At 69.5% G+C, this 20,780-nt stretch carries 18 protein-coding genes and 1 pseudogene; 7 read left to right on the top strand and 12 right to left on the bottom strand.

Annotated elements, in window-relative coordinates:
- The first annotated feature begins 15 nt into the window (after positions 1–15).
- Positions 16–2,283, top strand: coding sequence for a protein kinase domain-containing protein (locus LUX31_RS24715; RefSeq protein WP_235477144.1), 2,268 nt, complete (start codon positions 16–18; stop codon positions 2,281–2,283).
- A gap of 473 nt (positions 2,284–2,756) precedes the next feature.
- On the opposite strand, the gene LUX31_RS24720 is transcribed toward LUX31_RS24715, so the two are convergent.
- From LUX31_RS24720 to LUX31_RS24730, 3 genes are read right to left on the bottom strand one after another with little or no spacing between them, the layout of a single operon-like run.
- Positions 2,757–5,195 (bottom strand): ATP-binding cassette domain-containing protein, encoded by a 2,439-nt coding sequence (locus tag LUX31_RS24720; protein WP_235477145.1) that lies wholly within the window; start codon positions 5,193–5,195, stop codon positions 2,757–2,759.
- A gap of 55 nt (positions 5,196–5,250) precedes the next feature.
- Positions 5,251–5,661, bottom strand: a complete 411-nt coding sequence (locus LUX31_RS24725; RefSeq protein ID WP_235477146.1) for a VOC family protein — start codon at positions 5,659–5,661, stop codon at positions 5,251–5,253.
- 10 nt (positions 5,662–5,671) lie between these two features.
- On the bottom strand, positions 5,672–6,175 hold the full coding sequence (locus LUX31_RS24730; RefSeq protein WP_235477147.1) for a helix-turn-helix transcriptional regulator: 504 nt from the start codon (positions 6,173–6,175) through the stop codon (positions 5,672–5,674).
- Positions 6,176–6,337: 162 nt separating this feature from the next.
- Here LUX31_RS24730 and LUX31_RS24735 point away from each other — a divergent pair.
- From LUX31_RS24735 to gap, 4 genes and pseudogenes are all read left to right on the top strand, one after another.
- Positions 6,338–6,832: pseudogene (locus LUX31_RS24735) on the top strand (sigma factor); the annotation flags it as partial.
- A gap of 453 nt (positions 6,833–7,285) precedes the next feature.
- The gene (gene rox, locus LUX31_RS24740) at positions 7,286–8,755 is read left to right on the top strand and encodes a rifampin monooxygenase (protein WP_235480038.1); all 1,470 of its coding nucleotides are present in this window, start codon (positions 7,286–7,288) and stop codon (positions 8,753–8,755) included.
- A gap of 381 nt (positions 8,756–9,136) precedes the next feature.
- Positions 9,137–10,093, top strand: coding sequence for a GlxA family transcriptional regulator (locus LUX31_RS24745; RefSeq protein ID WP_235477148.1), 957 nt, complete (start codon positions 9,137–9,139; stop codon positions 10,091–10,093).
- Positions 10,094–10,221: 128 nt separating this feature from the next.
- Positions 10,222–11,220, top strand: coding sequence for a type I glyceraldehyde-3-phosphate dehydrogenase (gap, locus tag LUX31_RS24750; protein ID WP_235477149.1), 999 nt, complete (start codon positions 10,222–10,224; stop codon positions 11,218–11,220).
- A 58-nt stretch (positions 11,221–11,278) separates the two neighbouring features.
- Here the strand turns inward: gap and LUX31_RS24755 are convergent, their stop codons facing one another.
- From LUX31_RS24755 to LUX31_RS24765, 3 genes are all read right to left on the bottom strand, one after another.
- On the bottom strand, positions 11,279–11,956 hold the full coding sequence (locus LUX31_RS24755) for an alpha/beta fold hydrolase (protein ID WP_235477150.1): 678 nt from the start codon (positions 11,954–11,956) through the stop codon (positions 11,279–11,281).
- Positions 11,957–12,160: 204 nt separating this feature from the next.
- Entirely contained in the window at positions 12,161–12,694 is a 534-nt protein-coding gene (locus tag LUX31_RS24760) for an NUDIX domain-containing protein (RefSeq protein ID WP_443045996.1), read from the bottom strand.
- 146 nt (positions 12,695–12,840) lie between these two features.
- Complete coding sequence (locus LUX31_RS24765) at positions 12,841–13,302, bottom strand: MerR family transcriptional regulator (RefSeq protein WP_235480040.1); 462 nt, start codon at positions 13,300–13,302, stop codon at positions 12,841–12,843.
- Between the two features lie 28 nt (positions 13,303–13,330).
- Between LUX31_RS24765 and LUX31_RS24770 the strand changes: the two genes are divergently transcribed.
- A complete protein-coding gene (locus LUX31_RS24770) occupies positions 13,331–14,101 on the top strand; it encodes a methyltransferase domain-containing protein (RefSeq protein ID WP_235477151.1) in 771 nt (256 codons plus the stop codon).
- Here LUX31_RS24770 and LUX31_RS24775 read toward each other — a convergent pair.
- Positions 14,098–15,072, bottom strand: coding sequence for an IS5 family transposase (locus LUX31_RS24775; protein WP_443045997.1), 975 nt, complete (start codon positions 15,070–15,072; stop codon positions 14,098–14,100). The genes LUX31_RS24770 and LUX31_RS24775 overlap by 4 nt on opposite strands.
- Before the next feature lie 88 nt (positions 15,073–15,160).
- Positions 15,161–15,631 (bottom strand): TnsA-like heteromeric transposase endonuclease subunit, encoded by a 471-nt coding sequence (locus LUX31_RS24780; protein ID WP_328285692.1) that lies wholly within the window; start codon positions 15,629–15,631, stop codon positions 15,161–15,163.
- 599 nt (positions 15,632–16,230) lie between these two features.
- On the opposite strand from LUX31_RS24780, the gene LUX31_RS24785 reads away from it, so the two are divergent.
- The gene (locus tag LUX31_RS24785; RefSeq protein ID WP_235475859.1) at positions 16,231–16,797 is read left to right on the top strand and encodes a hypothetical protein; all 567 of its coding nucleotides are present in this window, start codon (positions 16,231–16,233) and stop codon (positions 16,795–16,797) included.
- On the opposite strand, the gene LUX31_RS24790 is transcribed toward LUX31_RS24785, so the two are convergent.
- The 4 genes from LUX31_RS24790 to LUX31_RS24805 all read right to left on the bottom strand — a co-directional run bounded on the left by LUX31_RS24790 (position 16,715) and on the right by LUX31_RS24805 (position 20,672).
- Positions 16,715–17,545: an IS5 family transposase gene (locus LUX31_RS24790; protein WP_235475860.1), complete on the bottom strand. Its 831-nt coding sequence runs from the start codon at positions 17,543–17,545 to the stop codon at positions 16,715–16,717. The genes LUX31_RS24785 and LUX31_RS24790 overlap by 83 nt on opposite strands.
- A gap of 502 nt (positions 17,546–18,047) precedes the next feature.
- Positions 18,048–19,430: an erythromycin esterase family protein gene (locus LUX31_RS24795; protein ID WP_443045998.1), complete on the bottom strand. Its 1,383-nt coding sequence runs from the start codon at positions 19,428–19,430 to the stop codon at positions 18,048–18,050.
- A 739-nt stretch (positions 19,431–20,169) separates the two neighbouring features.
- Positions 20,170–20,424 carry a hypothetical protein gene (locus LUX31_RS24800; RefSeq protein WP_235477154.1) on the bottom strand — a complete coding sequence of 85 codons (255 nt, stop codon included), beginning with the start codon at positions 20,422–20,424 and terminating at the stop codon, positions 20,170–20,172.
- Between the two features lie 68 nt (positions 20,425–20,492).
- On the bottom strand, positions 20,493–20,672 hold the full coding sequence (locus tag LUX31_RS24805; RefSeq protein WP_235477155.1) for a hypothetical protein: 180 nt from the start codon (positions 20,670–20,672) through the stop codon (positions 20,493–20,495).
- Positions 20,673–20,780 lie beyond the last annotated feature (108 nt).

Consider the following 20,780-nt stretch of genomic DNA (forward strand, 5'->3'; position numbering starts at 1 on the left):
GGAAGGTGGGCGGCGATGCCGCTGAGCGCCGGGGAATCTGGGGCCGTCGGGGCGTCCGTCGGCGGTTATGTGCTGGGCGAGCGGCTCGGCAGTGGCGGTATGGGGATCGTCTACCTGGGGAGTTCGGCCTCGGGGCGGCAAGTCGCGGTCAAGGTCGTGCACGCGCAGTACGCGCAGGACGAGGAGTTCCGTACCCGGTTCCGGCAGGAGGTCGCGGCGGCGCGGCGGGTCAGCGGGGCCTTCACCGCCTCCGTGGTGGACGCCGATCCGGACGCCGAAGTGCCCTGGATGGCGACGCTGTACGTGCCCGGGCGCACGTTGGCCGACATCGTCAGCAAGGAAGGGCCGTTGGCCGGGCGGGAGTTGCGTACTCTCGCCCTCGGGCTCGTCGAGGCGCTGCGGGACATCCACCGGGCGGGTGTCGTGCACCGGGATCTCAAGCCGAGCAACGTCCTGATGGCCGAGGACGGGCCGCGCGTCATCGACTTCGGGATCTCGCGCGCCGTCGACAGCCAGACGCTCACCGTGACCGGCCGGCTGATCGGTACCCCGCCCTTCATGTCCCCGGAGCAGTTCGCGGCGCCCCGGGACGTCACCGCCGCCTCGGACGTGTTCTCGCTGGGCTCGCTGCTCGTGTACGCGGCCACCGGCAATCGTCCTTTCGACGGCGAGAGCCCGTACATGACGGGCTATCAGGTGATGCACGAGGCGCCCGCCCTGGACGGCGTACGCGAGCCCCTGCGGAGCATCGCCGAGCGCTGTCTGGACAAGGATCCTGGCGCCAGGCCCGAACTCGCCGAGCTGTATGGGCTGTTCAGGGCGCTGCCGGACGCGGGTGCCGCTACTCCGGGCACGGTCGCTGCTCCGGGTGTGGTCAGCCCGCCGGGTGTGGTCGGTCCGCCGGCCGGTCCAGGGCACCGGAGGGCCTCCCGGCGGTCCGGTGGTGCGACGACCGCGACCGGGGGCGGCGGTCGCGGGCGACGGGTGCGCCGCCTTGTCGTCGTCGGGGCGGCCCTGGCCGTCACCGTGGTGTGTGCGTCGGTGTACCACCTGGTGTCGAGTTCGAGGACCACGGACGACCCGCCCGCGGCCGACGCCCTCGCCTCCCCCACCCCGGCGCTTCCCACCGGCTGGCAGCCCTGGCAGGCGAGCCTCTTCCGACCCGTCAAGGACGAGTCCCTGATCTTCAACGCGGACAGCGTGGATTCCGGCTGTGTGTCCGGTGGATCCGCTGTGTACTGCTCGGGGACCGGCTTCACGGTCGCCCGGATCGACGCCGCCTCGGGCCACGTCGACTGGCGGTTCGGCAGCAGCCCCCAGTCCGCCGAGCGGCCCCTCGGCGTCCGGGACGGGATCGTGTACGGGGCCGACCAGCCGAACGTGACCGACGTACAGTCGACCCAGCGGCTGTTCGCCCTCGACGCGAAGACCGGGAAACCGGTCTGGACGCGGGAGATCGACGCGGGCCGTAGCGCCGCCCTGTTCGACGGCGGCGTCCTGGCGATGCCGGACGGGGCGAGGGAGTTCGTCGCCGTCGACGCCAGGACGGGCAAGGACATGTGGCGGACACCGGCGACGTCGTCGGCCGGCACCGCGTGCGACGTGCTGGTCCTGGACGGTGTGCCCTACGGCACGTGCGTCGACGCGGACGATCCCACCCAGGGCTCGAACGCCCTCCTGCGCCTCGACCCGGCCGACGGTACGGCGCGTGAACTCGCCGAACTGCCCCTGAACGCGCTGCCGCTCGGCGTGGTCGGTGGGCAGCCGTTGTTCGCGCTGCCGCGGCAGGCGGAGTGGGAGTCGAACGACGGGCGGGACGAGGCGTACAAGGCTCTGCTGCGGGTGGACCCGACCAGCGGTGCGGTCGTCGAGATCCCGCTGGCGGGGGCCCCGCGCGGGACGGTCACCCTCGTTGACGGGGTGGTGTACTGCGTACGGCCCGACGGGACCGTCACCGCGAACGGGGTGAGCGACGGGGCTCGGCTGTGGCAGGCGGGCACGCAGGTGGAGAACCTGTCGGCGCCGGTGCGGTCGGCGACGTACGACGAGTTGTACTTCGCCAATCGGTACGGTCGGCTGCTTGCGCTGGATCGTGGGACGGGTGGGGTGCGGTGGAGTACGGACAAGCTGGATGACGCGGGGACTTCGGCGGAGGACAAGTTTCCTAGTGTGTTGCTGGTGAAGGACGTGATTGTGGCTGTGGCGGGTGACACGGCGTTCTCTGTCCGGGCGGACGGGGTCGCGGTGCGTACGTCGACGGCTCCGACGCCGGCCTCGAACTGACTGGCGCAGCCGCCTGCTCCAATGCGTTTGGCTGCGGGTCGGTGGGGGTTGATCGCGCAGTTCCCCGCGCCCCTAAAAGACCCGTCCGTCCCGATGCGTTCGGCTGCGAGGCGGTGGGGGCTGGTCGCGCAGTTCCCCGCGCCCCTAAAGGCCCGCCTGTCCTGATTCGTTTGGCTGCGGGCCCGGTGGGGGCTGGTCGCGCGGTTCCTCGCGCCCCTAAAGGCCCGTCCGTCCCAATGCGTTCGGCTGCGAGGCGGTGGGGGTTGAGCGCGCAGTTCCCCGCGCCCCTTGGAGGGCGCTTCGCGCCCGTCCAACCCGCCCAGCTGCGGACGGGCGGTGCCCGCCCTGGCGGTGCCCGTCGAACCCGCCTAGCTGCGGGCATGCGTGCCGCTAGGGGCGGCACGGGTGGGCGCAGCGGCACCCGTACAGCGCCGGGCTGCGCGACCCACCCCCCCCCGCCCACACCAGGCCGCTCAGCCGCCCACGTACCCCGCCAAGTGCTCCCCCGTCAGTGTCGAGCGTGCCGTCACCAGGTCTGCCGGGGTGCCCTCGAAGACGATTTGGCCGCCGTCGTGGCCTGCGCCGGGGCCGAGGTCGATGATCCAGTCGGCGTGGGCCATGACCGCCTGGTGGTGTTCGACCACGATGACCGACTTGCCCGCGTCCACGAGGCGGTCGAGGAGGCCCAGCAGGTGTTCGACGTCGGCGAGGTGGAGGCCGGTCGTCGGCTCGTCGAGGACGTACACGCCACCCTTGTCGCCCATGTGCGTGGCCAGTTTGAGGCGCTGGCGTTCGCCGCCGGAGAGGGTGGTGAGGGGCTGGCCGAGGCTGAGGTACCCGAGGCCTACGTCGGCCAGGCGGTCCAGGACGCGGTGCGCGGCCGGCGTACGCGCGTCGCCCGCGCCGAAGAACTCCTCCGCCTCCGTCACCGACATTGCCAGTACCTCGCTGATGTCCCGGCCGCCCAGGCGGTATTCCAGCACCGCTGACTGGAACCGCTTGCCCTCGCAGTCCTCGCAGGTCGTCGCCACCCCCGCCATCATCGCCAGGTCCGTGTAGATGACACCGGCGCCGTTGCAGGTCGGGCAGGCGCCCTCCGAATTCGCGCTGAACAGGGCCGGCTTGACCCCGTTGGCCTTGGCGAACGCCGTACGGATCGGGTCCAGGAGTCCCGTGTACGTCGCCGGGTTGCTGCGCCGGGAGCCGCGGATCGGGGTCTGGTCGACCGACACCACCCCGTCGGCGACCGCGCCCTTCGTGTCCACCAGCGAGCCGTGGATCAGTGAGCTCTTGCCCGACCCCGCCACGCCCGTCACCACACACAGCACCCCCAGCGGGATGTCCACGTCCACGCCCTGCAAGTTGTGCTTCGTCGCGTTTCGGATCGGGAGCGTGCCGGTGGGTTTCCGGACCGACTCCTTCAGGGCTGACCTGTCGTCGAAGTGGCGGCCCGTTACCGTGCCGCCCGTCCGCAGGCCCTCCACCGTGCCCTCGAAGCAGACCGTGCCGCCCGCCGTACCGGCCCCGGGGCCGAGGTCGACGACGTGGTCGGCGATCGCGATCACCTCGGGCTTGTGCTCGACCACCAGCACGGTGTTGCCCTTGTCGCGCAGCCGCAGCAGCAGGTCGTTCATGCGCTGGATGTCGTGCGGGTGCAGGCCGATCGTCGGTTCGTCGAAGACGTACGTGATGTCGGTGAGGGAGGAGCCGAGATGGCGGATCATCTTGACGCGCTGTGCCTCGCCGCCCGAGAGGGTGCCCGAGGCGCGGTCCAGCGCGAGATAGCCGAGGCCGATCTCCACGAACGAGTCCAGCGTGTGCTGGAGGGCGGTCAGGAGTGGGGCCACCGAGGGGTCGTCCAGACCGCGTACCCATTCCGCCAGGTCCCGGATCTCCATCGCGCACGCGTCGCCGATGCTGATTTTCTTGATCTTCGACGATCTGGCGCCCTCGCTCAGCCGCGTGCCCTCGCACTCGGGGCAGGTCGTGAAGGTGACCGCCCGCTCCACGAAAGCCCGGATGTGCGGCTGCATCGCCTCCTTGTCCTTGGACAGGAACGACTTCTGGATCTTCGGGATCAGGCCCTCGTAGGTGAGGTTGACGCCGTTGACCTTGACCTTCGTCGGCTCGCGGTAGAGGAAGTCCTGCATCTCCTTCTTCGTGAACCGGCGGATCGGCTTGTTCGGGTCGAGGAAGCCGGACTCGGCGTAGATCCCGACGGTCCAGACGTTGTCCGACTTCCACCCCGGGATCGTGAACGCGCCCTCGGCGATCGACTTGGAGTCGTCGTACAGCTCGGTGAGGTCGATGTCGGAGACCGCGCCCCGGCCCTCGCAGCGCGTACACATCCCGCCGGTGCGGTTGAAGGTCGCCTTCACTGTTTTTGTTTTGGCCGCGCCGCGGTCGACTGTGATTCCGCCGCTTGCCCGTACCGACGCCGTGTTGAAGGAGTACGCGCTCGGCGGGCCGATGTGCGGCTGTCCGAGCCTGCTGAAGAGGATGCGCAGCATCGCGTTGGCGTCGGTGGCCGTGCCGACCGTGGAGCGCGGGTCGGAGCCCAGCCGCTGCTGGTCGACGATGATCGCGGTCGTCAGGCCTTCGAGTACGTCGACCTCCGGCCGCGCCAGCGTGGGCATGAAGCCTTGCAGGAACGCGCTGTACGTCTCGTTGATCAGCCGCTGCGACTCGGCGGCGATCGTGTCGAACACCAGGGAACTCTTGCCGGAACCGGAGACACCGGTGAACACCGTCAGCCGACGCTTGGGCAGCTCGATGCTGACGTCCTTGAGGTTGTTCTCGCGCGCACCGAACACACGGATGAGGTCGTGACTGTCGGCGCTGTGCGGCTCGGCGGCCGACTTCGGGGCCGACTTCGGGGCCGGCTGCTGGGCCGACTTCGGGGGCCTGCTCATCGGGTCTCCGTCTCGTCCGGTTTTCTTACAGGCTTACGGTCTCCTACAGGTGCCGTTAGTTCTTCGGCTTCTGCGAGATCCGTACGAGATTGCCCGACGGGTCCCGGAACGCGCAGTCGCGCGGGCCCCACTGCTGGTCCATGGGCTCCTGGAGCACCTCGGCGCCGGAAGCCCGTACCTTCTCGAACATGGCGTCGAGGTCGTCGGTGCGGAAGACGAACATGGGCATGACGCCCTTGGTGAGCAGTTCCTGGAGGGCGTCGCCGTCGGCCGGGGAGCGGCCCGCGTGCGGCTCGGAGAGGACGAGTTCGAGGTCGGGCTGCGCGGGGCTGCCCAGGGTGACCCAGCGGAACCCGCCGGAGGCGACGTCGTTGCGGACCTCGAAGCCGAGCGCGTCGCGGTAGAAGGCGAGCGACTCGTCGGGGTCGTTGACCGTGATGTGGCAGTACTGCAGTGCGATGTCCATGCCGACCACGCTAGGCGGCGGCCGTACGGCCCGCTTCTCGAATCCTGCTCGGCATGTTTTCGGCCACCGCTTCGGGAGCGTCCGGGCCCGGTACGGGAGCGTCCGGGCCCGGTACGGGGTTCCTGCTCGGCCGCGTGAATACCTTGGCCACGCACGCGGGCATCGCCGTCACCGCGTCGTGCGCCCGGCCGCGATACGCGCTCGGCGTCTCCCCCACGATCTCGGTGAACCGCGAGCTGAACGAACCCAGCGAGGTACAGCCGACGGTCATGCACGCGTCGGTCACACTCATCCCGCCGCGCAGCAGCGTCATCGCCCGCTCGATCCGCCGGGTCATGAGATAGCTGTACGGCGTCTCGCCATAGGCGGCCCGGAACCGCCGCGAGAAGTGCGCCGGCGACATCAGCGCGTGTTTGGCCATCGTCGGCACGTCCAGCGGACGCGCGTACTCCCGGTCGATCAGATCCCGTGCCCGACGCAGATGCGCGAGGTTGGCGAGTTCCTGCGGGTCCATGCGGCGACCGTACCACCGGGGTACGGGGTCCGGTCCTGGTCTGCGTCATGGTCTGCGTCATGGTCTGCGAGGATCGAGGGGGCGGGGCGTACTCGCCCCGGAACCCGACCGGCTGCGGCCACGGCACGGCAGCTGACCTGCGAAGACGGAGACATCGGCACCATGGACGACGAACGGCCGCTCAAGGAGCTGGACGCCGGGCTGGAGGCGGCGGCGGACGTGTTCCAGGGGCTGCGGCCGAGGCTGTTCGGGATCGCCTACCGCGTCCTGGGGAGCGTGTCCGAGGCCGAGGACGTGGTGCAGGACGCGTGGGTGCGCTGGCAGGGCGCCGACCGGGGCGCGGTGCTGGATCCCGGCGCCTTCCTGGCGAAGACGACCACCCGGCTGGCGATCAACGTGGCCCAGTCGGCACGGGTCCGCCGTGAGGCGTACGTCGGGCCGTGGCTGCCCGAGTTCGTGGACACCCGGGTGGATCCCCAGGTCGGCGCGGAGCGCGGCGAGGCGCTGGAACTGGCCGTACTGCTGGTCCTGGAGAAGCTGAATCCCGTAGAGCGGGCGGCTTACGTCCTGCGGGAGGCGTTCGACTACCCGTACGACGAGATCGCGGGCATGCTCCAGCTCGGCCAGGCCAACACCCGGCAGATCGTCAGCCGGGCCCGCAAACGGCTGGCCGCCGAGCGCCGTGCCCCCGTCGACACGGCGGAGCACCGGCGGCTGCTCGAAGCCTTCGTCGCGGCGGCCCGGGACGGTGACGTCGCCGCGCTGGAGAACGTCCTGTCCGCCGATGTCGTCGCGTACGCGGACGGCAACGGCATGCGCGGTGTGGCCCGCCTTGAGGTCCTGGGCGCCAGACGCGTGGCCATGATCACCGCCTTCGCCAAGAAGTTCTTCCCCGGTGCCGACTACGGCATCGTCGAGGCCAACGGCGGCCCCGCCCTGCTGATCGCCCAGGACGGGACGGCCGTCGCCCTGATGAGCGCCACCGTCGGACCGGACGGGATCGACGGGCTGTACTGGATCCTGGCACCGGAGAAACTGCGGGCGTACGAGCGGTCGGCGCATCGGCTCGTCGGCCCGTTGGGCGGGGACACGGGGAACATGGGGGTTCGGATGATTGACGTGATCGTGGTCGGTGGCGGGCCCACCGGCCTGATGCTGGCCGCCGAACTGCGGCTGCACGGTGTGCACGTGGTCGTGCTGGAGCGGGACACGGAACCGACCCCGGTCGTCCGCTCGCTCGGTCTGCACGTACGCAGCATCGAAGTGATGGACCAGCGCGGACTCCTCGAACGGTTCCTCGAACACGGCAAGCGGTACCCGGTCGGCGCCGGTTTCTTCGCCGGCATCACCAAGCCCGCCCCCGACCTCGACACCGCGCATGCCTACGTACTCGGCATCCCGCAGACCCTCACCGACCGCCTCCTGGAGGAGCACGCCGTCGAACTCGGCGCCGAGATCCGGCGCGGCTGCGAGCTGGTCGGGCTGAGCCAGAGTGAGGACGCGACCGACGGGACCGGGGTCACGGCGGAACTGGCCGACGGGACGCGCCTGCGCTCCCGCTACCTCGTCGGCTGCGACGGCGGCCGCAGCACCGTGCGCAAGCTGCTCGGCGTCGGCTTTCCCGGCGAGTCCGCCCGGGTCGAGACGCTGATCGGCGAGATGCAGGTCGACGTACCGCAGGAGACGGTGGCCAGCGTGGTGGCCGAGGTCCGCGAGACACACCGGGGCTTCGGCCTCGGGCCCCTCGGGGACGGGGCGTACCGAGTCGTCGTACCGGCGGAGGGGGTGGCCGAGGACCGCACGGTGCCGCCGACCCTCGACGAGGTCAGGCGACAGCTGCGGGCGTACGCCGGTACCGACTTCGGCGTGCACTCCCCGCGCTGGCTCTCGCGCTTCAGCGACGCCACCCGCCAGGCCGAGCGCTACCGCGTAGGCCGGGTCCTGCTGGCCGGCGACGCGGCGCACATCCACCCGCCGGTCGGCGGGCAGGGCCTCAACCTCGGCATCCAGGACGCGTTCAACCTCGGCTGGAAACTGGCCGCCGAGGTACGCGGATGGGCACCAGCGGACCTGCTGGACAGCTACCACGCCGAACGGCACCCGGTGGCCGCCGACGTCCTGGACAACACCCGCGCACAGATGCTGCTCCTGTCCGCCGAGCCGGGGCCGCGCTCGGTGCGCCGACTCCTGTCGGAACTGATGGACTTCGAGGACGTCAACCGCTACCTGATCGAGAAGATCACCGCGATCGGCGTCCACTACGACCTCGGCGAGGGCCACGAACTCCTCGGCCGCCGCCTGCGCGACGTACCCCTGAAGCAGGGACGCCTGTACGAGCGGACACGCACCGGCCGAGGCCTCCTCCTGGACCGGACGGGCGGCCTCTCGACGGCGGGCTGGACGGACCGGGTCGACCACGTCGTCGACGACGACAGTGAAGGACTCGCCGAACTGGCCGTGCCCGCAGTGCTGTTGCGGCCGGACGGGTACGTGGCGTGGGCCGGTGCGGACCAGGGGGAGCTGGTCGGCGCGCTGGCGAAGTGGTTCGGCGCGACGGATGTCCCTGCCCCGGCCGGCTGACACCGGATCACCAGCCGCATGAGCCCACCGGGGCTGCATGAGCCCGCCGGGGCTGCATGAGCCCGCCGGGGCTGCATGAGCCCACCGGGGGCTCGTGATCCCGTCAGGTCGCGTGATTCCGTCGGGGGTTCGTGATTTCGCCGGGGCTGCATGACTCCACGAGGTGCTCGTGACTTCGTCAGGTCGCGTGATTCCGCCGGGGGTTCATGATTTCGCCAGGGCCGCACGACTCCACCAGGTGCTCGTCACCCCGCCAGGTCGCATGACCCCACCGGGGGCTCATGGCCCCGCTAGAGCCGCACGCCCCCGCCGGGGGCTCATGGCCCCGTCAGGGCCGCACGCCCCCACCCGGGGCACGGGTCCCCACGTAACCTCTCCCTTGTGCCCGCACCCCGCCTGCATCGCGTCGCAGTCCTCGTGCTCGAAGGTGCGAAGCCGCTCGATGTCGGGATTCCTGCGCAGGTCTTCTCGACCCGCGCGAGCATGCCGTACGAGGTGCGGGTGTGCGGGGCGGCGCCCGGGCCGGTGACCGGCGGCGACGGTCTCGCGTACTACGTCGCCGACGGGCTTGACGCGCTCGCGTGGGCCGACATCGTCTTCGTCCCCGGCTACCGGTTCCCGGACCGCGACGATCCGCCGCAGGCCGTCGTCGACGCGCTGATCGCCGCCCACGCGCGCGGTGCGCGGCTCGCCGCCATCTCGACGGGCGCCTTCGCGCTCGCGGCCACGGGCCTGCTCGACGGCAGGCGCGCCACGACGCACTGGCACTACACGCGGGCCCTGATGGCCAGGCACCCGCTCGTCCAGGTCGACGAGAACGTGCTGTTCGTCGACGAGGGCAGCGTGCTCACCTCGGCCGGTGCCGCCTCCGGCATCGACCTGTGCCTGCACATCCTGCGCGGCGACCTCGGCGTCGCCGCGTCCAACCACGCGGCCCGGCGCCTGGTCGCGGCCCCCTACCGCAGCGGCGGCCAGGCCCAGTACGTACCCCGCAGCGTCCCCGAGCCGCTCGGCGAGCGGTTCGCCGACACCCGCGAGTGGGCGCTGCACCGGCTCGGCGAGCCCCTCACCCTCGCCATACTGGCGCGGCAGGCGGGGGTCTCGCCGCGTACGTTCTCGCGGCGCTTCGTCGAGGAGACCGGCTACACGCCGATGCAGTGGGTGATGCGGGCCCGGATCGACCTGGCCCGCGAACTGCTGGAGCGCTCGGAGCGCGGCGTGGAACAGATCGCCGCCGACATCGGGCTCGGCACCGGCGCGAACCTGCGTCTGCACTTCCAGCGCATCCTCGGCACGACGCCGAGCGAGTACCGGCGCACGTTCACCCGAGGCGAGTGACCTACCCAGGTACGGCAAGGCGGGCATGGCGGGATCCTTTCGAACCATGGCGATCCCGCCACTGTCAGCGGCGCCGACCGCGCGCGAGCCTGGGGGGCGAAGGGTCTGGACGGAAAGGGACACCACTCATGACTCGCATCGCCATCAACGGATTCGGCCGCATCGGACGCAATGTGCTGCGCGCCCTGCTGGAGCGCGACAGCGCCCTGGAGATCGTCGCCGTCAACGACCTCACCGAGCCCACCACCCTCGCCCGGCTGCTCGCCTTCGACAGCACGGCCGGCCGGCTCGGGCGCCCGGTGACCGTCGACGGGGACACCCTCGTCGTCGACGGCCGCCGGATCAAGGTGCTGGCCGAGCGCGAACCGGCGCAGCTGCCGTGGGCCGAACTCGGCGTCGACATCGTCCTGGAGGCCACCGGCCGCTTCACCTCGGCCAAGGCCGCCCGCGCCCACCTCGACGCGGGCGCGCGCAAGGTGCTCGTCAGCGCGCCCTCGGACGGCGCCGACGTCACGCTCGCGTTCGGGGTCAACTCCGACTCGTACGACCCGGCCGTGCACACGATCGTCTCGAACGCCTCCTGCACGACCAACGCGCTCGCGCCGCTGGCCAAGGTCCTCGACGACCTCGCCGGTATCGAGCACGGCTTCATGACGACGGTGCACGCCTACACGCAGGAGCAGAACCTCCAGGACGGTCCGCACCGCGACGCCCGTCGCGCCCGGGCCGCCGGCGTCAACATCGTGCCGACCACGACCGGCGCCGCCAAGGCGATCGGCCTGGTGCTGCCGAACCTCGACGGCAAGCTGTCGGGCGACTCGATCCGCGTACCGGTGCCGGTGGGCTCGATCGTCGAGCTCAACACGACCGTCGCCCGCGACGTGACCCGCGACGACGTACTGACGGCCTACCGCACGGCAGCGGAGGGCCCGTTGGCAGGCGTCCTCGAATACTCGGAGGACCCGCTGGTGTCGTCGGACATCGTGGGCAACCCCGCCTCGTCGATCTTCGACTCGGCCCTCACCCGCGTCGAGGGCCGCCACGTCAAGGTGGTCGCCTGGTACGACAACGAGTGGGGCTTCTCGAACCGCGTGATCGACACGCTCGAACTCCTCGCCACCGGCTGAGCTGAAACGGGACACTCGAGTGCTCTGGTCGGCCGGCCGGCCGGGCCGGCCAGGGCTGTCAGCCGGGTGGCAGTGCGCCGAGAACGGCCGCGAGGCTGTACGGGTCGCGGCGGGCGATGTTGTGCCCGACGGGAATCTCGTGAACCCGCCAGCCCGAGTCGTCGCGCAGCCGTTCGGTCAGGGTCACGAACGGGCTGCCTGCCCACGCGCCCCCACTGATGAACGTTCGGCCGAAGGCGGGGCCAGGGTTGCCTCCCAGCCTGATCGACTGGACGAAGCTCGGCATGGGATGCGGTCGCGCACGAGGGTCGAGCCCCTCAGGCACCGCGACCCATCGACCGTCGGCGCGGGCGCCCGCGATGAACGACTCCCGGAAGCTGTCGCTGGTCAGAGACCAGCACGAATCCCCGTCGTCCGGGACATAGGCGTCGATGAAGACGAGCTGATCGAGACGGTCGCCGAGCCGATCCGCGACACCGGCGATCACCATTCCGCCGTAACTGTGCCCGCACAGCGCGAGCGGGGATCCGTCGCCACGGTCGACGATCTCGGCCACCTGGTCGATGTGGGTGTCAAGGTTCGGCGGACGGTCCACATCGACATCGACCGGGCCGTCCAACTCCAGCCCCGACAGGGTCACCGCCTCGACGTGATGCCCGTCCCGGCGCAACTCGGCGGCCACCGAGTCGAACACCCACCCGCCTTGCCAACCCCCTGGCACCATCACGAACTTCACCGCGTCATCGTAGGCCAGGCAGAACAGGACGAGCCTGGCTGGTAGTTGCCGAGCGACGAGCCCAGTCGGCAGGGGCCGAGCGTCACCGGGCTGCTCCTCCGGGTGGATCTCGGCGTGGCCCCATCACGAACAGCCGCTTGGACAAGGCGCCGTTGGCCACAAGCAGGCGTCAAGCAGGCGTCCCGGCCCGCGAGGCGGGCAAGGTCAGGACCGTGCGGTCCGGAACGCGAGATACCGGCTGAAGGCTTCGTGGCTGTCAGGGGTGAAGGGCCACTCCAGCAGGGCCGACCGCAGCTCCGGCTCGGTCAGCCGGCCATGCCAGGCGACCTCATCGGGATCGGCGGTCACGGCGTCCGGCACCACGGCTTCGTGCACGCCGAGCCAGTGAGGGCTCAACCCGCTGCGGTTGAGGAACGTGAACAGCAGGCGCGGCTGCACACGGATGCCCAGCTCTTCGGCCAGCTCCCGCGCGGCGGCCCGTTCATAGGACTCACCTACACCCACGGCGCCACCGACCACGACCTCGTAGAGCCCGGGAAAGCGCGACAACTGCTCCGACCGCCGGTGAACGAGGATCCGCCCACGCTCATCACGGCACACCGTCACGGCGACCCGGTGCAGCCACCCCTCCCGGACGGCCTGCCGGCGGCTGACCACCACCCCCAGCACACGATCTCGATCGTCGACACGCTCCACCAGTTCGTCCACGACACACACCCTGGCAGGGCCCACTGACAACGCCGCCTCTGCCGGCCGGAGCCGTCCTGTCCCAGATAACTGTGGGCAGGGCGAGCCTGTGACCTGCGGTGCCTACGGTTGATTGGGACAGGCTGGCGATGGGTGTTCCGCTCAACTGTAGGCAGCCGCCTCCAAGGTGTGCCGTCTTATGGGGTTGGTGCCACGGCGTCGATCACTGGCTCTCCGGCCGGACTTCGGGGGCAGACCCGCTCGGCGATGAGCCGCTGGTAGTTCGGGCACTGGGTGACGTCCTCGTGCTTGCAGTTCAGGCCGCCCTCGATGAGCTCCAATGAGGCCTGGGCTGCCGCGATTCTCGACCGAAGCTCGTCGGCCGCGGGACGCAGGATCTCGTGCCGGGTGGCGCGGTCGGCGGTTGCGGACAGGCTCCTGATGGTGTTCAGGCCAAGGCCGGCCTCCTTCAGGACGAGGATCGTCGCGACGCGGGTGAGGTCGTCCGCACCGTAGCGGCGACGCCCGCCGGCGTCCCGTCCGGGGTGTAGCAGGCCCATCGCCTCCCAATGCCGCAGCACGTGCGTGGCCAGGCCGAACCGCGACGCGAGGGCGCCGATGCTCAACGTGTCGGCGCCGCCGTCTTCGCTTGACTTCATGCCGACATTAAGTCGCAGCATGACGTCCATGTCCAAGGATCAGGAAGCGGTGGAAAAGCACCGCGACACCGAAGCCCTGCTGGCCGTCCTCGACGCTGCGGACCAGATGCCGAGCGCCACTCGGCTGCGGGCCCGCTCCTACGAACTGCTGTCTCTCGTCTCGGGCTCGACCGTCGTGGACGTCGGCTGCGGCGCCGGACGAGCCGTCGCCGAGCTGGCCGAACGCGGCGTTCACGCGGTGGGCGTGGACCCCGACCCGTGGATGCTGGCCGCGGCCAGGGAGCGGTGGTCGCAGGCCGAATTCCGGGAGGCGGGGGCGGAGGATCTGCCGTTCGCCGGCGGAAGCGTGCGTGGCTACCGTGCCGACAAGGTCTTCCACGTACTTCAGGATCCGGAGCGCGCGGTGGCGGAGGCACGGCGGGTCCTCTGCCCGGGCGGCAGGATCGTCCTGGTCGGTCAGGACTGGGACGCCATCATGATCGACTCTGGTGACGCGGCGCTCACTCGCACGATCGTGCACGCCCGCGCCGACCTCCTGGGCACGCCCCGCGCCGGCCGCCAGTACCGCAGCCTGCTCCTGGCCGGCGGCTTCGACGATGTCACGGTCGAGGTGCACACCAGCGTGTTCACCGACCCCACGATGCTGTCTCTGGTCGCGAGGCTCGCCGAGCCGGCCTGCGCCAGCGGTGCCGTCGGACGTGACCAGGCGGACGAGTGGCTCGCCGAACAGCGCCGACGCGCCGAGGCCGGCCGCTTCCTCGTCGCCATTCCGTTCTTCGTGGCCTCCGCCTCCGCCTAGGCCGTTTCTGATGGCTCTTGGATGGTGTCGCGGAGCCGGATGACGATCGCCGCGACTGTCAGGGTGGCGTTGAAGACGTGGTCGCGTTTGTCGTACCGGCTGGCGACCGCGCGGAACTGCTTCCACTGGTTCACGCACCGCCCGACCGCGCTGCGGCGACGGTACTGGGCCTTGTCGAAGGCCGGTGGCCTGCCGCCCGTGCGCCCGCGCCGTGTGCGGTGGACCCGCTGGTCATCCGGCTCGGCGATGGTCGCCTTGATCCCGCGCCGGCGAAGGCAGGCACGGTTGTCACGGCTGGAGCAGGCCTTGTCGCCGCGGACACGGTCCGGACGGGTGCGCGGCCGGCCCGGGCCACGCCGCCCGCCCCGCAAAGCCTCCAGCACGGGAACGAACATGGGGCTGTCGCCGCGCCGGCCGGGTGAGGTCTGCCAGGTCAGCGGGCGGGCCCGGTCGTCAGACAGGAGACGGACCTTGGAGGTCAGCCCGCCCCGCGAGCGCCCCAACGCCTCGCGTCCATTGGTCTCCTCACGTGCCCCGCCTCCATTTTCCGGGAAGTCTGCCGGAGGCCTGTGCTGCGCCCCGGCGGCGTGCTGATGCGCCCGGCAGGAGGTGGAGTCGATGTTCACCGCAAACTCCTCACGCCCGATCCGCCGGGCGAGCTGGGCGTCCGGGTCGCCGGCATCCGCCTCGATCTGCAGCCCCTCCAGAATGGTTTTCCAGGTGCCGTCGGCAGACCAGCGGCGATGCCGCTCGTAGACGGTCTGCCAGGGGCCATACCCCTCGGGCAGGTCCGGCCACGGCACCCCGGTCCAGGCCCGGAACAGCACCCCGCTGATCACTTCACGGTGATCGGCCCACTGCCCACCGGGCTTGCCACCAGCGGGCAGTAACAGCTCGATCCTGTGCCACTGAGCATCGGTCAACTCATGTCGCCGCACCGCAAACCGCACCTGCCCAGCCCCAAAGCTCATCCACCCAGCCAAGCAAGAGCCATCAGAAACGACCTAGGCGGGCGGCGACCTCCGGGCGGCGCACCCGCGGATGCCGATAGCCGGCCAGTCACCGCACGTTCGCCATCAGCACTGCCTCCGGCGTCCCCACCCGCGTGAAGTCCCAGCCCACCGACCGGCAGGCCGCCGCCGTCACGGCGAACTCCGCCGCGTCATCCGGCTCGATCCGCTCGTCCGGACGCACGTCCACCACCAGGCCCGTGCCGTCGGCGCGGCGGACGAAGAAGTCCGGCGTATGCCGCACCCGCTTCCCGTCCGGCCGGGTCCACGACAGCCGGAACGGCTGCGAGGCCGTGCCCGTCGCCAGCGGATCGAAGTCGAGCAGCATCAGATGGTCGCGCTCCAGCCACGACTCATATCCCACATGCCCGCCGCAGGTCGCCAACCAGTACCAGCCGCACCAGTTGCCCTGACCTCGGAAAGCCGGGAACCGGCGCTCGGGCCGTACCGACTCAAACGCGACCGACCAGAGACGCCCCAAAGATCCCCGCTCGCGGACCCTGGCCGCGCTGACGTACACCGGAACACTCCAGAACTTCCCTACACATGACTGGGACAGAGCCGCACATGCCTACAGAAGAGCGGGACTGCCTACACATCGCAGCTGTCCGTTCCCAGTAGAAGCGGCGGAGAGCGACGCCTCTGACCAGAGTCCCGTCAGTTGGAGCGGGACACCGTGAGTCCCCAGCTCATACGCTTGGATTTTGATCCACGGGAGCCCTGACCAGCCACTGGAGTGAGAGCGGACAGCCGCTCAGGGCGCCACGAAAGGGAATCCGGCAATACGAACGAGAACTGTCCCGTCTCATTAGATCTTGCGGAGATGGGGCCATTGACCTGCGGAGTGACAGGTTGGAGTGGGATTCGCGGCGGGGTTGGCGGGGCATCGTGGAGGCCGTGTCACTGGCGCCGAGCGTAAGTCTCTTCGATCATGGCGGGGCCGATGTGTCCTGAGCTGGTCTGTGTCAGGACGGTGGACTGCCTGCTTCCAGAGTTCTCAGTGCGTTGTGGCAAAGGGAGTCCCTGTTCGATGAGCAGGGGCTTCTTCGTGTGTGGGGCATGACGGCGACGGTGTAGGGGCAGGCAGCGGACGGCTTGTTGTGGATCGAGGAGGGTGCGATGCCGTCGGTGCTGGGGTTGATGGAAGAGCGTGAGGCGCGGGCGAGGCAGGATCTGGAGTCCTGGACGGAGGTTCTGGAGCAGGCTCAGGCGGAGGTGGATGCCGCGCGGGAGCGCGTTGAGCGGGCCCGGGTGGGGCGTGAGGAGCTTGTGTCGGTGCTGGCCGGGCAGAGCCCGGTGAATACGCCGGTTCCGGTGCCGTCTGGTGGTGAGATGGCTGCCGCCGTGGGGTCGGGCGGCTTGGGCGCGGGGTATGGCGAGAGGCCGCCGGTGTGGCGGTCGGGTATGGGTGAGGATGTGCTCGGCGGCCTGTATCGGGAGGTGTTCGCCGCGGTGGTGGCCGCTTCGGGGCCGGTGAACGGAGTGGAGCTGACGCGGGCGGTGGGCCGGGAAGCGGAGATCAAGAACGAGGTGGAGAAAATCCGGCACCGTGCCTATGTGCTGGAGAAGCGGGGCTGGCTGGTGCGGGCGCAGGACGGACGGTTCATGCCCGCGCCCGGAGCAGTCGGGCGGGGCGTTTCTCCGGCCAGCGCGGAGCGTCTGCGGCCAGGCGCCGGGACAGTCTGATCACGGCGGCCCACCACACCATCTGGGCGTGGTGGTCGGGGCGGCGTTCGTGGTCGCGGTTGAGGCGGCGTGAGCGGGCGAGCCAGCTCAGCGTTCGCTCCACGACCCACCTGCGGGCCAGTACGACAAATCCGCGTTGTCCGTCACAGCGGCGCACGACCTCGGTCCGCACTCCGTGACGGGCGAACGCCTTCGCCAGCGCCGGACCCTGGTAGGCGCTGTCGACCCACACCAGTTTCAGCAGCCGTCCCGGCTGCTGCATGAACGTCTCCAGCAGTGCGGGGGCGGCCTTGGAGTCGTGCACATCGGCCGTGGTCACGGTCACCTCCAGGAGCAGACCGTCGGTGTCGGTCAGGATGTGACGCTTGCGCCCGTCACGTGACTTGCCGCCGTCGTATCCGCGGCTGTCCTCGCCGACGGTCTCGGAGGCGTCCACCGACTGACTGTCGATGATCCCCGCGCTGGGCTCGGCGTTGCGGCCTGCGCGTTCTCTCGCCGAACGTCGCAGGCGTTCGTACAGCTCACGCACATAGCCGTAGGCCCGCCAGCGGCGGAAGAAGTCGTAGACCGCCCGCCAGCAAGGGAAATCGACCGGCAGAGCCGTCCACTTCACGCCGTTGTCGACCAGGTAGCGCACCGCGTCGAGCATTGTCCGGTGGCAGTACGCCTCCGGACGCCCGCCCCGCTTGAGGAGCCAGGCCGGCACCGGCATCGCGGCGCGGACCTCGGCCCACTCCGCATCCGTCATGTCACTCGGATAGCAGCCTGCCCGCCGTCCCGGAGTGAGCGAACCGAACCGGTGCACGTAGCAGTCACACCCAGGGGTGACCGCGGTGGACGCATACGCAGAGACAGTGCTCAACTGATCAGGCAACGGGCTTCCTTGGTCGTGCTGGTGTCGTAACCGCGTCACTACCAAGGGGCCCGTTCTCTCATGCCCGCGACCGCACCCGAACCTCCGTCCAGATGGTCACCCGCTGCCGCCCGAACAAGATCCGGTTTGCCACAACGCACTCACCGAAGGTGGCCGTTTCCGCGTCAGAACCTGCTGCTGGACCTGACAACTCAGCTGCGGTTGCAGCCGATGCGTATGGGTCTGAGTCCGGGTGCTCAGTAGGGTCGGGGACTGGTGCGGTGTCTGACGCTCCGTTGCCAGTCCCCGACCCTACTGAGCTGTCGCCGTTGGGAGACTTGGCGGACTCAGCACCGGCGAACGATCACAGCCGATCGGTTGTGCAAGCCCGGGACTTTCAGTCCCGGGTCGTTGACAGGAGATCCGCGGCCGTGACGCGATGGAGGTGTATCAGCACGTCGAACTGGCGCCCGAGCGAGGTTTGGTAGGGGTCCTCCGGCCAGGCGTTCCCGATGGAGCGGGTCAGCCGCTTAGCCATCAGCCAGTCTCGCGCCGGCTCGGGCATGGCCCGCAGATCGACGTAGTAGTCCCGGCGCGAGACTCGCTCCAGCACCTCCTCGTTGCTGCCCGCGCCCAGCGGCTTCACGGAGAAGCGACGGTAGGGCTCCTCCGGATCCGTCAGATCCATCGCGTTGAACGAGCCCTGCCCGAAGGTGTAGCCGATGTTCATGTACTCGGCCCCGACCATCTGGCGTATGAACTCCCCCTGGGTCTTCGGATACTGCTCAGGGTTGTCGGACTCGTAGGAGACATGGCCGTTGTGGGCCGACAACAGCATCCGGTGGCCGCTGTGCCGCTGCCACCACACAGTGTTCTCCGCCATGATCTGGTCGCGGTAGAGCATGGCCTGAGCGATCTTCTCAGGGTCGGAGAAGTCGTAGTACGCGTAGAAGATGCCGGTCTGGGAGATGGCCCTGGCGTGCTGGAGGATCCACTCGTACGCCTGCCGGTCCTCGTCCGGCCCCTGCGCCTGAAGCAGCTCGTAGGCGCGCCGCACATCCACGGCCGTCCGCTCGCGCTCGGCGATGGGCTTGGCCATGTTCTCGTTGACGGTCTCCTCCACGCTCCCCGTCGGCCGGAGCTCGCGGTAAAGGCGGCGGAACTCCGGCAGCAGCTCCGGGTGGTGCGCGGACACATAGTCCGTGACCGCGTCGAAGAGCTCAGGTCCCGCGTAGCCGTTGTCCTCACCCATGAACTGCACGGGGTGGTCGGGGTGGCGAACGTTGTGGGCGCGCATCCACCTCAGCAGATCGAGATACTCGCGGGTGTTCCATATCCGGTACGAGCTCTGGAACTCATCCCGCATGAGCTTCTCCGGGTCGCCCTTCCCGTACAACACGTACTCGTTGAGGACCAGGCCGGTGGACCAGGGCGCCTCCAGCGCGAAGGTGGTGAAGCCTTGCTCCTCGACGAGGTACCGGAAGACGCGGTGCTTCATCGTGAAGAACTGCCGGGAGCTGTGCGTGGCCTCACCCAGGCCGACGATCTTCGCCGAGCCGATCATGCGGCCGAGCGGGCGCAGATCGCTGCCGGGGGCGCCGGCATCCGTGGAACGCAGCGGCTCCGCGACGCGCGCCAGTTCGCGCACCGGATCGGTGGTGGTCATCGCGTTCGCGTGCGCCGGCCGGGCGGCGACCGTCAGCGTGCCGACCCCGAGCGTCAGCGCCAGCAGGAGCAGCAGTAACCGATGCAATCGATGTGATCTGTGAAATACAGGCATGGACCAAGGCTGCCGATGGGCGGCAGGTCCCGGGCAGCCTGCCACCTTCAGTTTTCCTCCTGGGGATAACCACAGGTCCGCTGTAGAGCAGATGCCACTCCGGGACCTGCCGCATGCCTGCGGCGCCCCCCACCCGTGGCTCGACCATCACTGATGCCGTGAGACAAGCCACATGGAACGGGACGCGAGTCACCCCAGTGAGTGACCGCACCCTCGACAACCGCCACTGGAAATGAGATTCGAGGCCGCCTCACTCAGAACAGTGAGACTCATCCAAGCTCAGCGAGACGGGACAAGAACGAGTGGGAATCCGACAGCTTCAGCGCGACAGGACACCAGTCGGCCAGCTTTGTTTGTCGGGACTCCACCAGGTCGTTCGCCAGAACCACTGGGACTCGCCAAATCTACTGAGAACGGACAGCAGCGACAGGACATGTCCGGTCCCGCTCAAGGTGGGGCAGGGTGAGGGCTTGACCTGTGATACCTCAGGTTCAGCGAGACGATTCGGAGCCGTCTGTCTCGCTTGAGGTGAGGCATTGGCTGCTTGTTCCGCCAAGGTGACGGGTCCGGCATGCAGCCACGGGAATGTGGCGCCGACTGTTGGCGTACACGTGAACTTGCCCAGCCACGTACGGATGAACGTGCCCAACTGGTGATGTGCTGGGCCGGTGGATCGACCGCGCAGTACCCGCGCCCACGACGAAGGCCCTGACCGGTGACAGGGCTCCCTCGTGCCCGACTACACCTCGTTGAAGCCACGCGACGCGTCGTAGATGTCAGCCTCGATGACGACCACGAAGAAGCTCGTCACGACGTAATGGACCATTACGCGGTCTTCCCAGGCCTCGCGCGTCACAGCGTCGCTCGTGTAGACAAGGTGGCTGTCGGCGCCTTCGGGCTCGGCTGCGATCCTGGCAACGAGACGCAGGAACTTCTCCCGGTCCGCGGCTGGCGTGTAGTCACGGAACCGCACAACCTGCTCGGTGAACTGCACGCGTCTCTTCATCGAAGCAGGAGTCTATGGACAGGGTGAGGGCTCCCGCCGGGAATATCGGCCGGGACCTACTCGCCTACAGGTAGCTCAGACGGCGGTTCTCTCCCGGAGGTCGGAGACGAGGCCAGATTGTCGCGCTCCAGGACGGTGCGGCATCTGCTGCACGTGTACGCGATGCCGCCGTTGCCGAGCTTCACCGCGTCCGTGTCGTCGTCGCAGCAGACGGGGATGTCGTCGGCAATCTCCAACTGAGCACGTTTGCCTGTACGTCGTTGAGCACTTTCTCAAGTACGCCGACACCGACTAAACCACTTGAGGCGTCCTGCGTCTGCTGGCACGGTTGCCCCTTGTGCCTG

This window comes from Streptomyces sp. GQFP (assembly GCF_021545335.1).
Lineage (GTDB): Bacteria > Actinomycetota > Actinomycetes > Streptomycetales > Streptomycetaceae > Streptomyces.

Coding starts and splice junctions, on each gene's coding strand:
- LUX31_RS24795 (WP_443045998.1), bottom strand. CDS start 19,430: ATGCCTGTATTTCACAGATCACATCGATTGCATCGGTTACTGCTGCTC.
- LUX31_RS24790 (WP_235475860.1), bottom strand. CDS start 17,545: ATGACGGATGCGGAGTGGGCCGAGGTCCGCGCCGCGATGCCGGTGCCG.
- gap (WP_235477149.1), top strand. CDS start 10,222: ATGACTCGCATCGCCATCAACGGATTCGGCCGCATCGGACGCAATGTG.
- LUX31_RS24770 (WP_235477151.1), top strand. CDS start 13,331: ATGTCCAAGGATCAGGAAGCGGTGGAAAAGCACCGCGACACCGAAGCC.
- LUX31_RS24715 (WP_235477144.1), top strand. CDS start 16: ATGCCGCTGAGCGCCGGGGAATCTGGGGCCGTCGGGGCGTCCGTCGGC.
- LUX31_RS24725 (WP_235477146.1), bottom strand. CDS start 5,661: ATGGACATCGCACTGCAGTACTGCCACATCACGGTCAACGACCCCGAC.
- LUX31_RS24785 (WP_235475859.1), top strand. CDS start 16,231: ATGCCGTCGGTGCTGGGGTTGATGGAAGAGCGTGAGGCGCGGGCGAGG.
- LUX31_RS24775 (WP_443045997.1), bottom strand. CDS start 15,072: ATGAGCTTTGGGGCTGGGCAGGTGCGGTTTGCGGTGCGGCGACATGAG.
- rox (WP_235480038.1), top strand. CDS start 7,286: ATGATTGACGTGATCGTGGTCGGTGGCGGGCCCACCGGCCTGATGCTG.
- LUX31_RS24730 (WP_235477147.1), bottom strand. CDS start 6,175: ATGGACCCGCAGGAACTCGCCAACCTCGCGCATCTGCGTCGGGCACGG.
- LUX31_RS24765 (WP_235480040.1), bottom strand. CDS start 13,302: ATGAAGTCAAGCGAAGACGGCGGCGCCGACACGTTGAGCATCGGCGCC.
- LUX31_RS24720 (WP_235477145.1), bottom strand. CDS start 5,195: ATGAGCAGGCCCCCGAAGTCGGCCCAGCAGCCGGCCCCGAAGTCGGCC.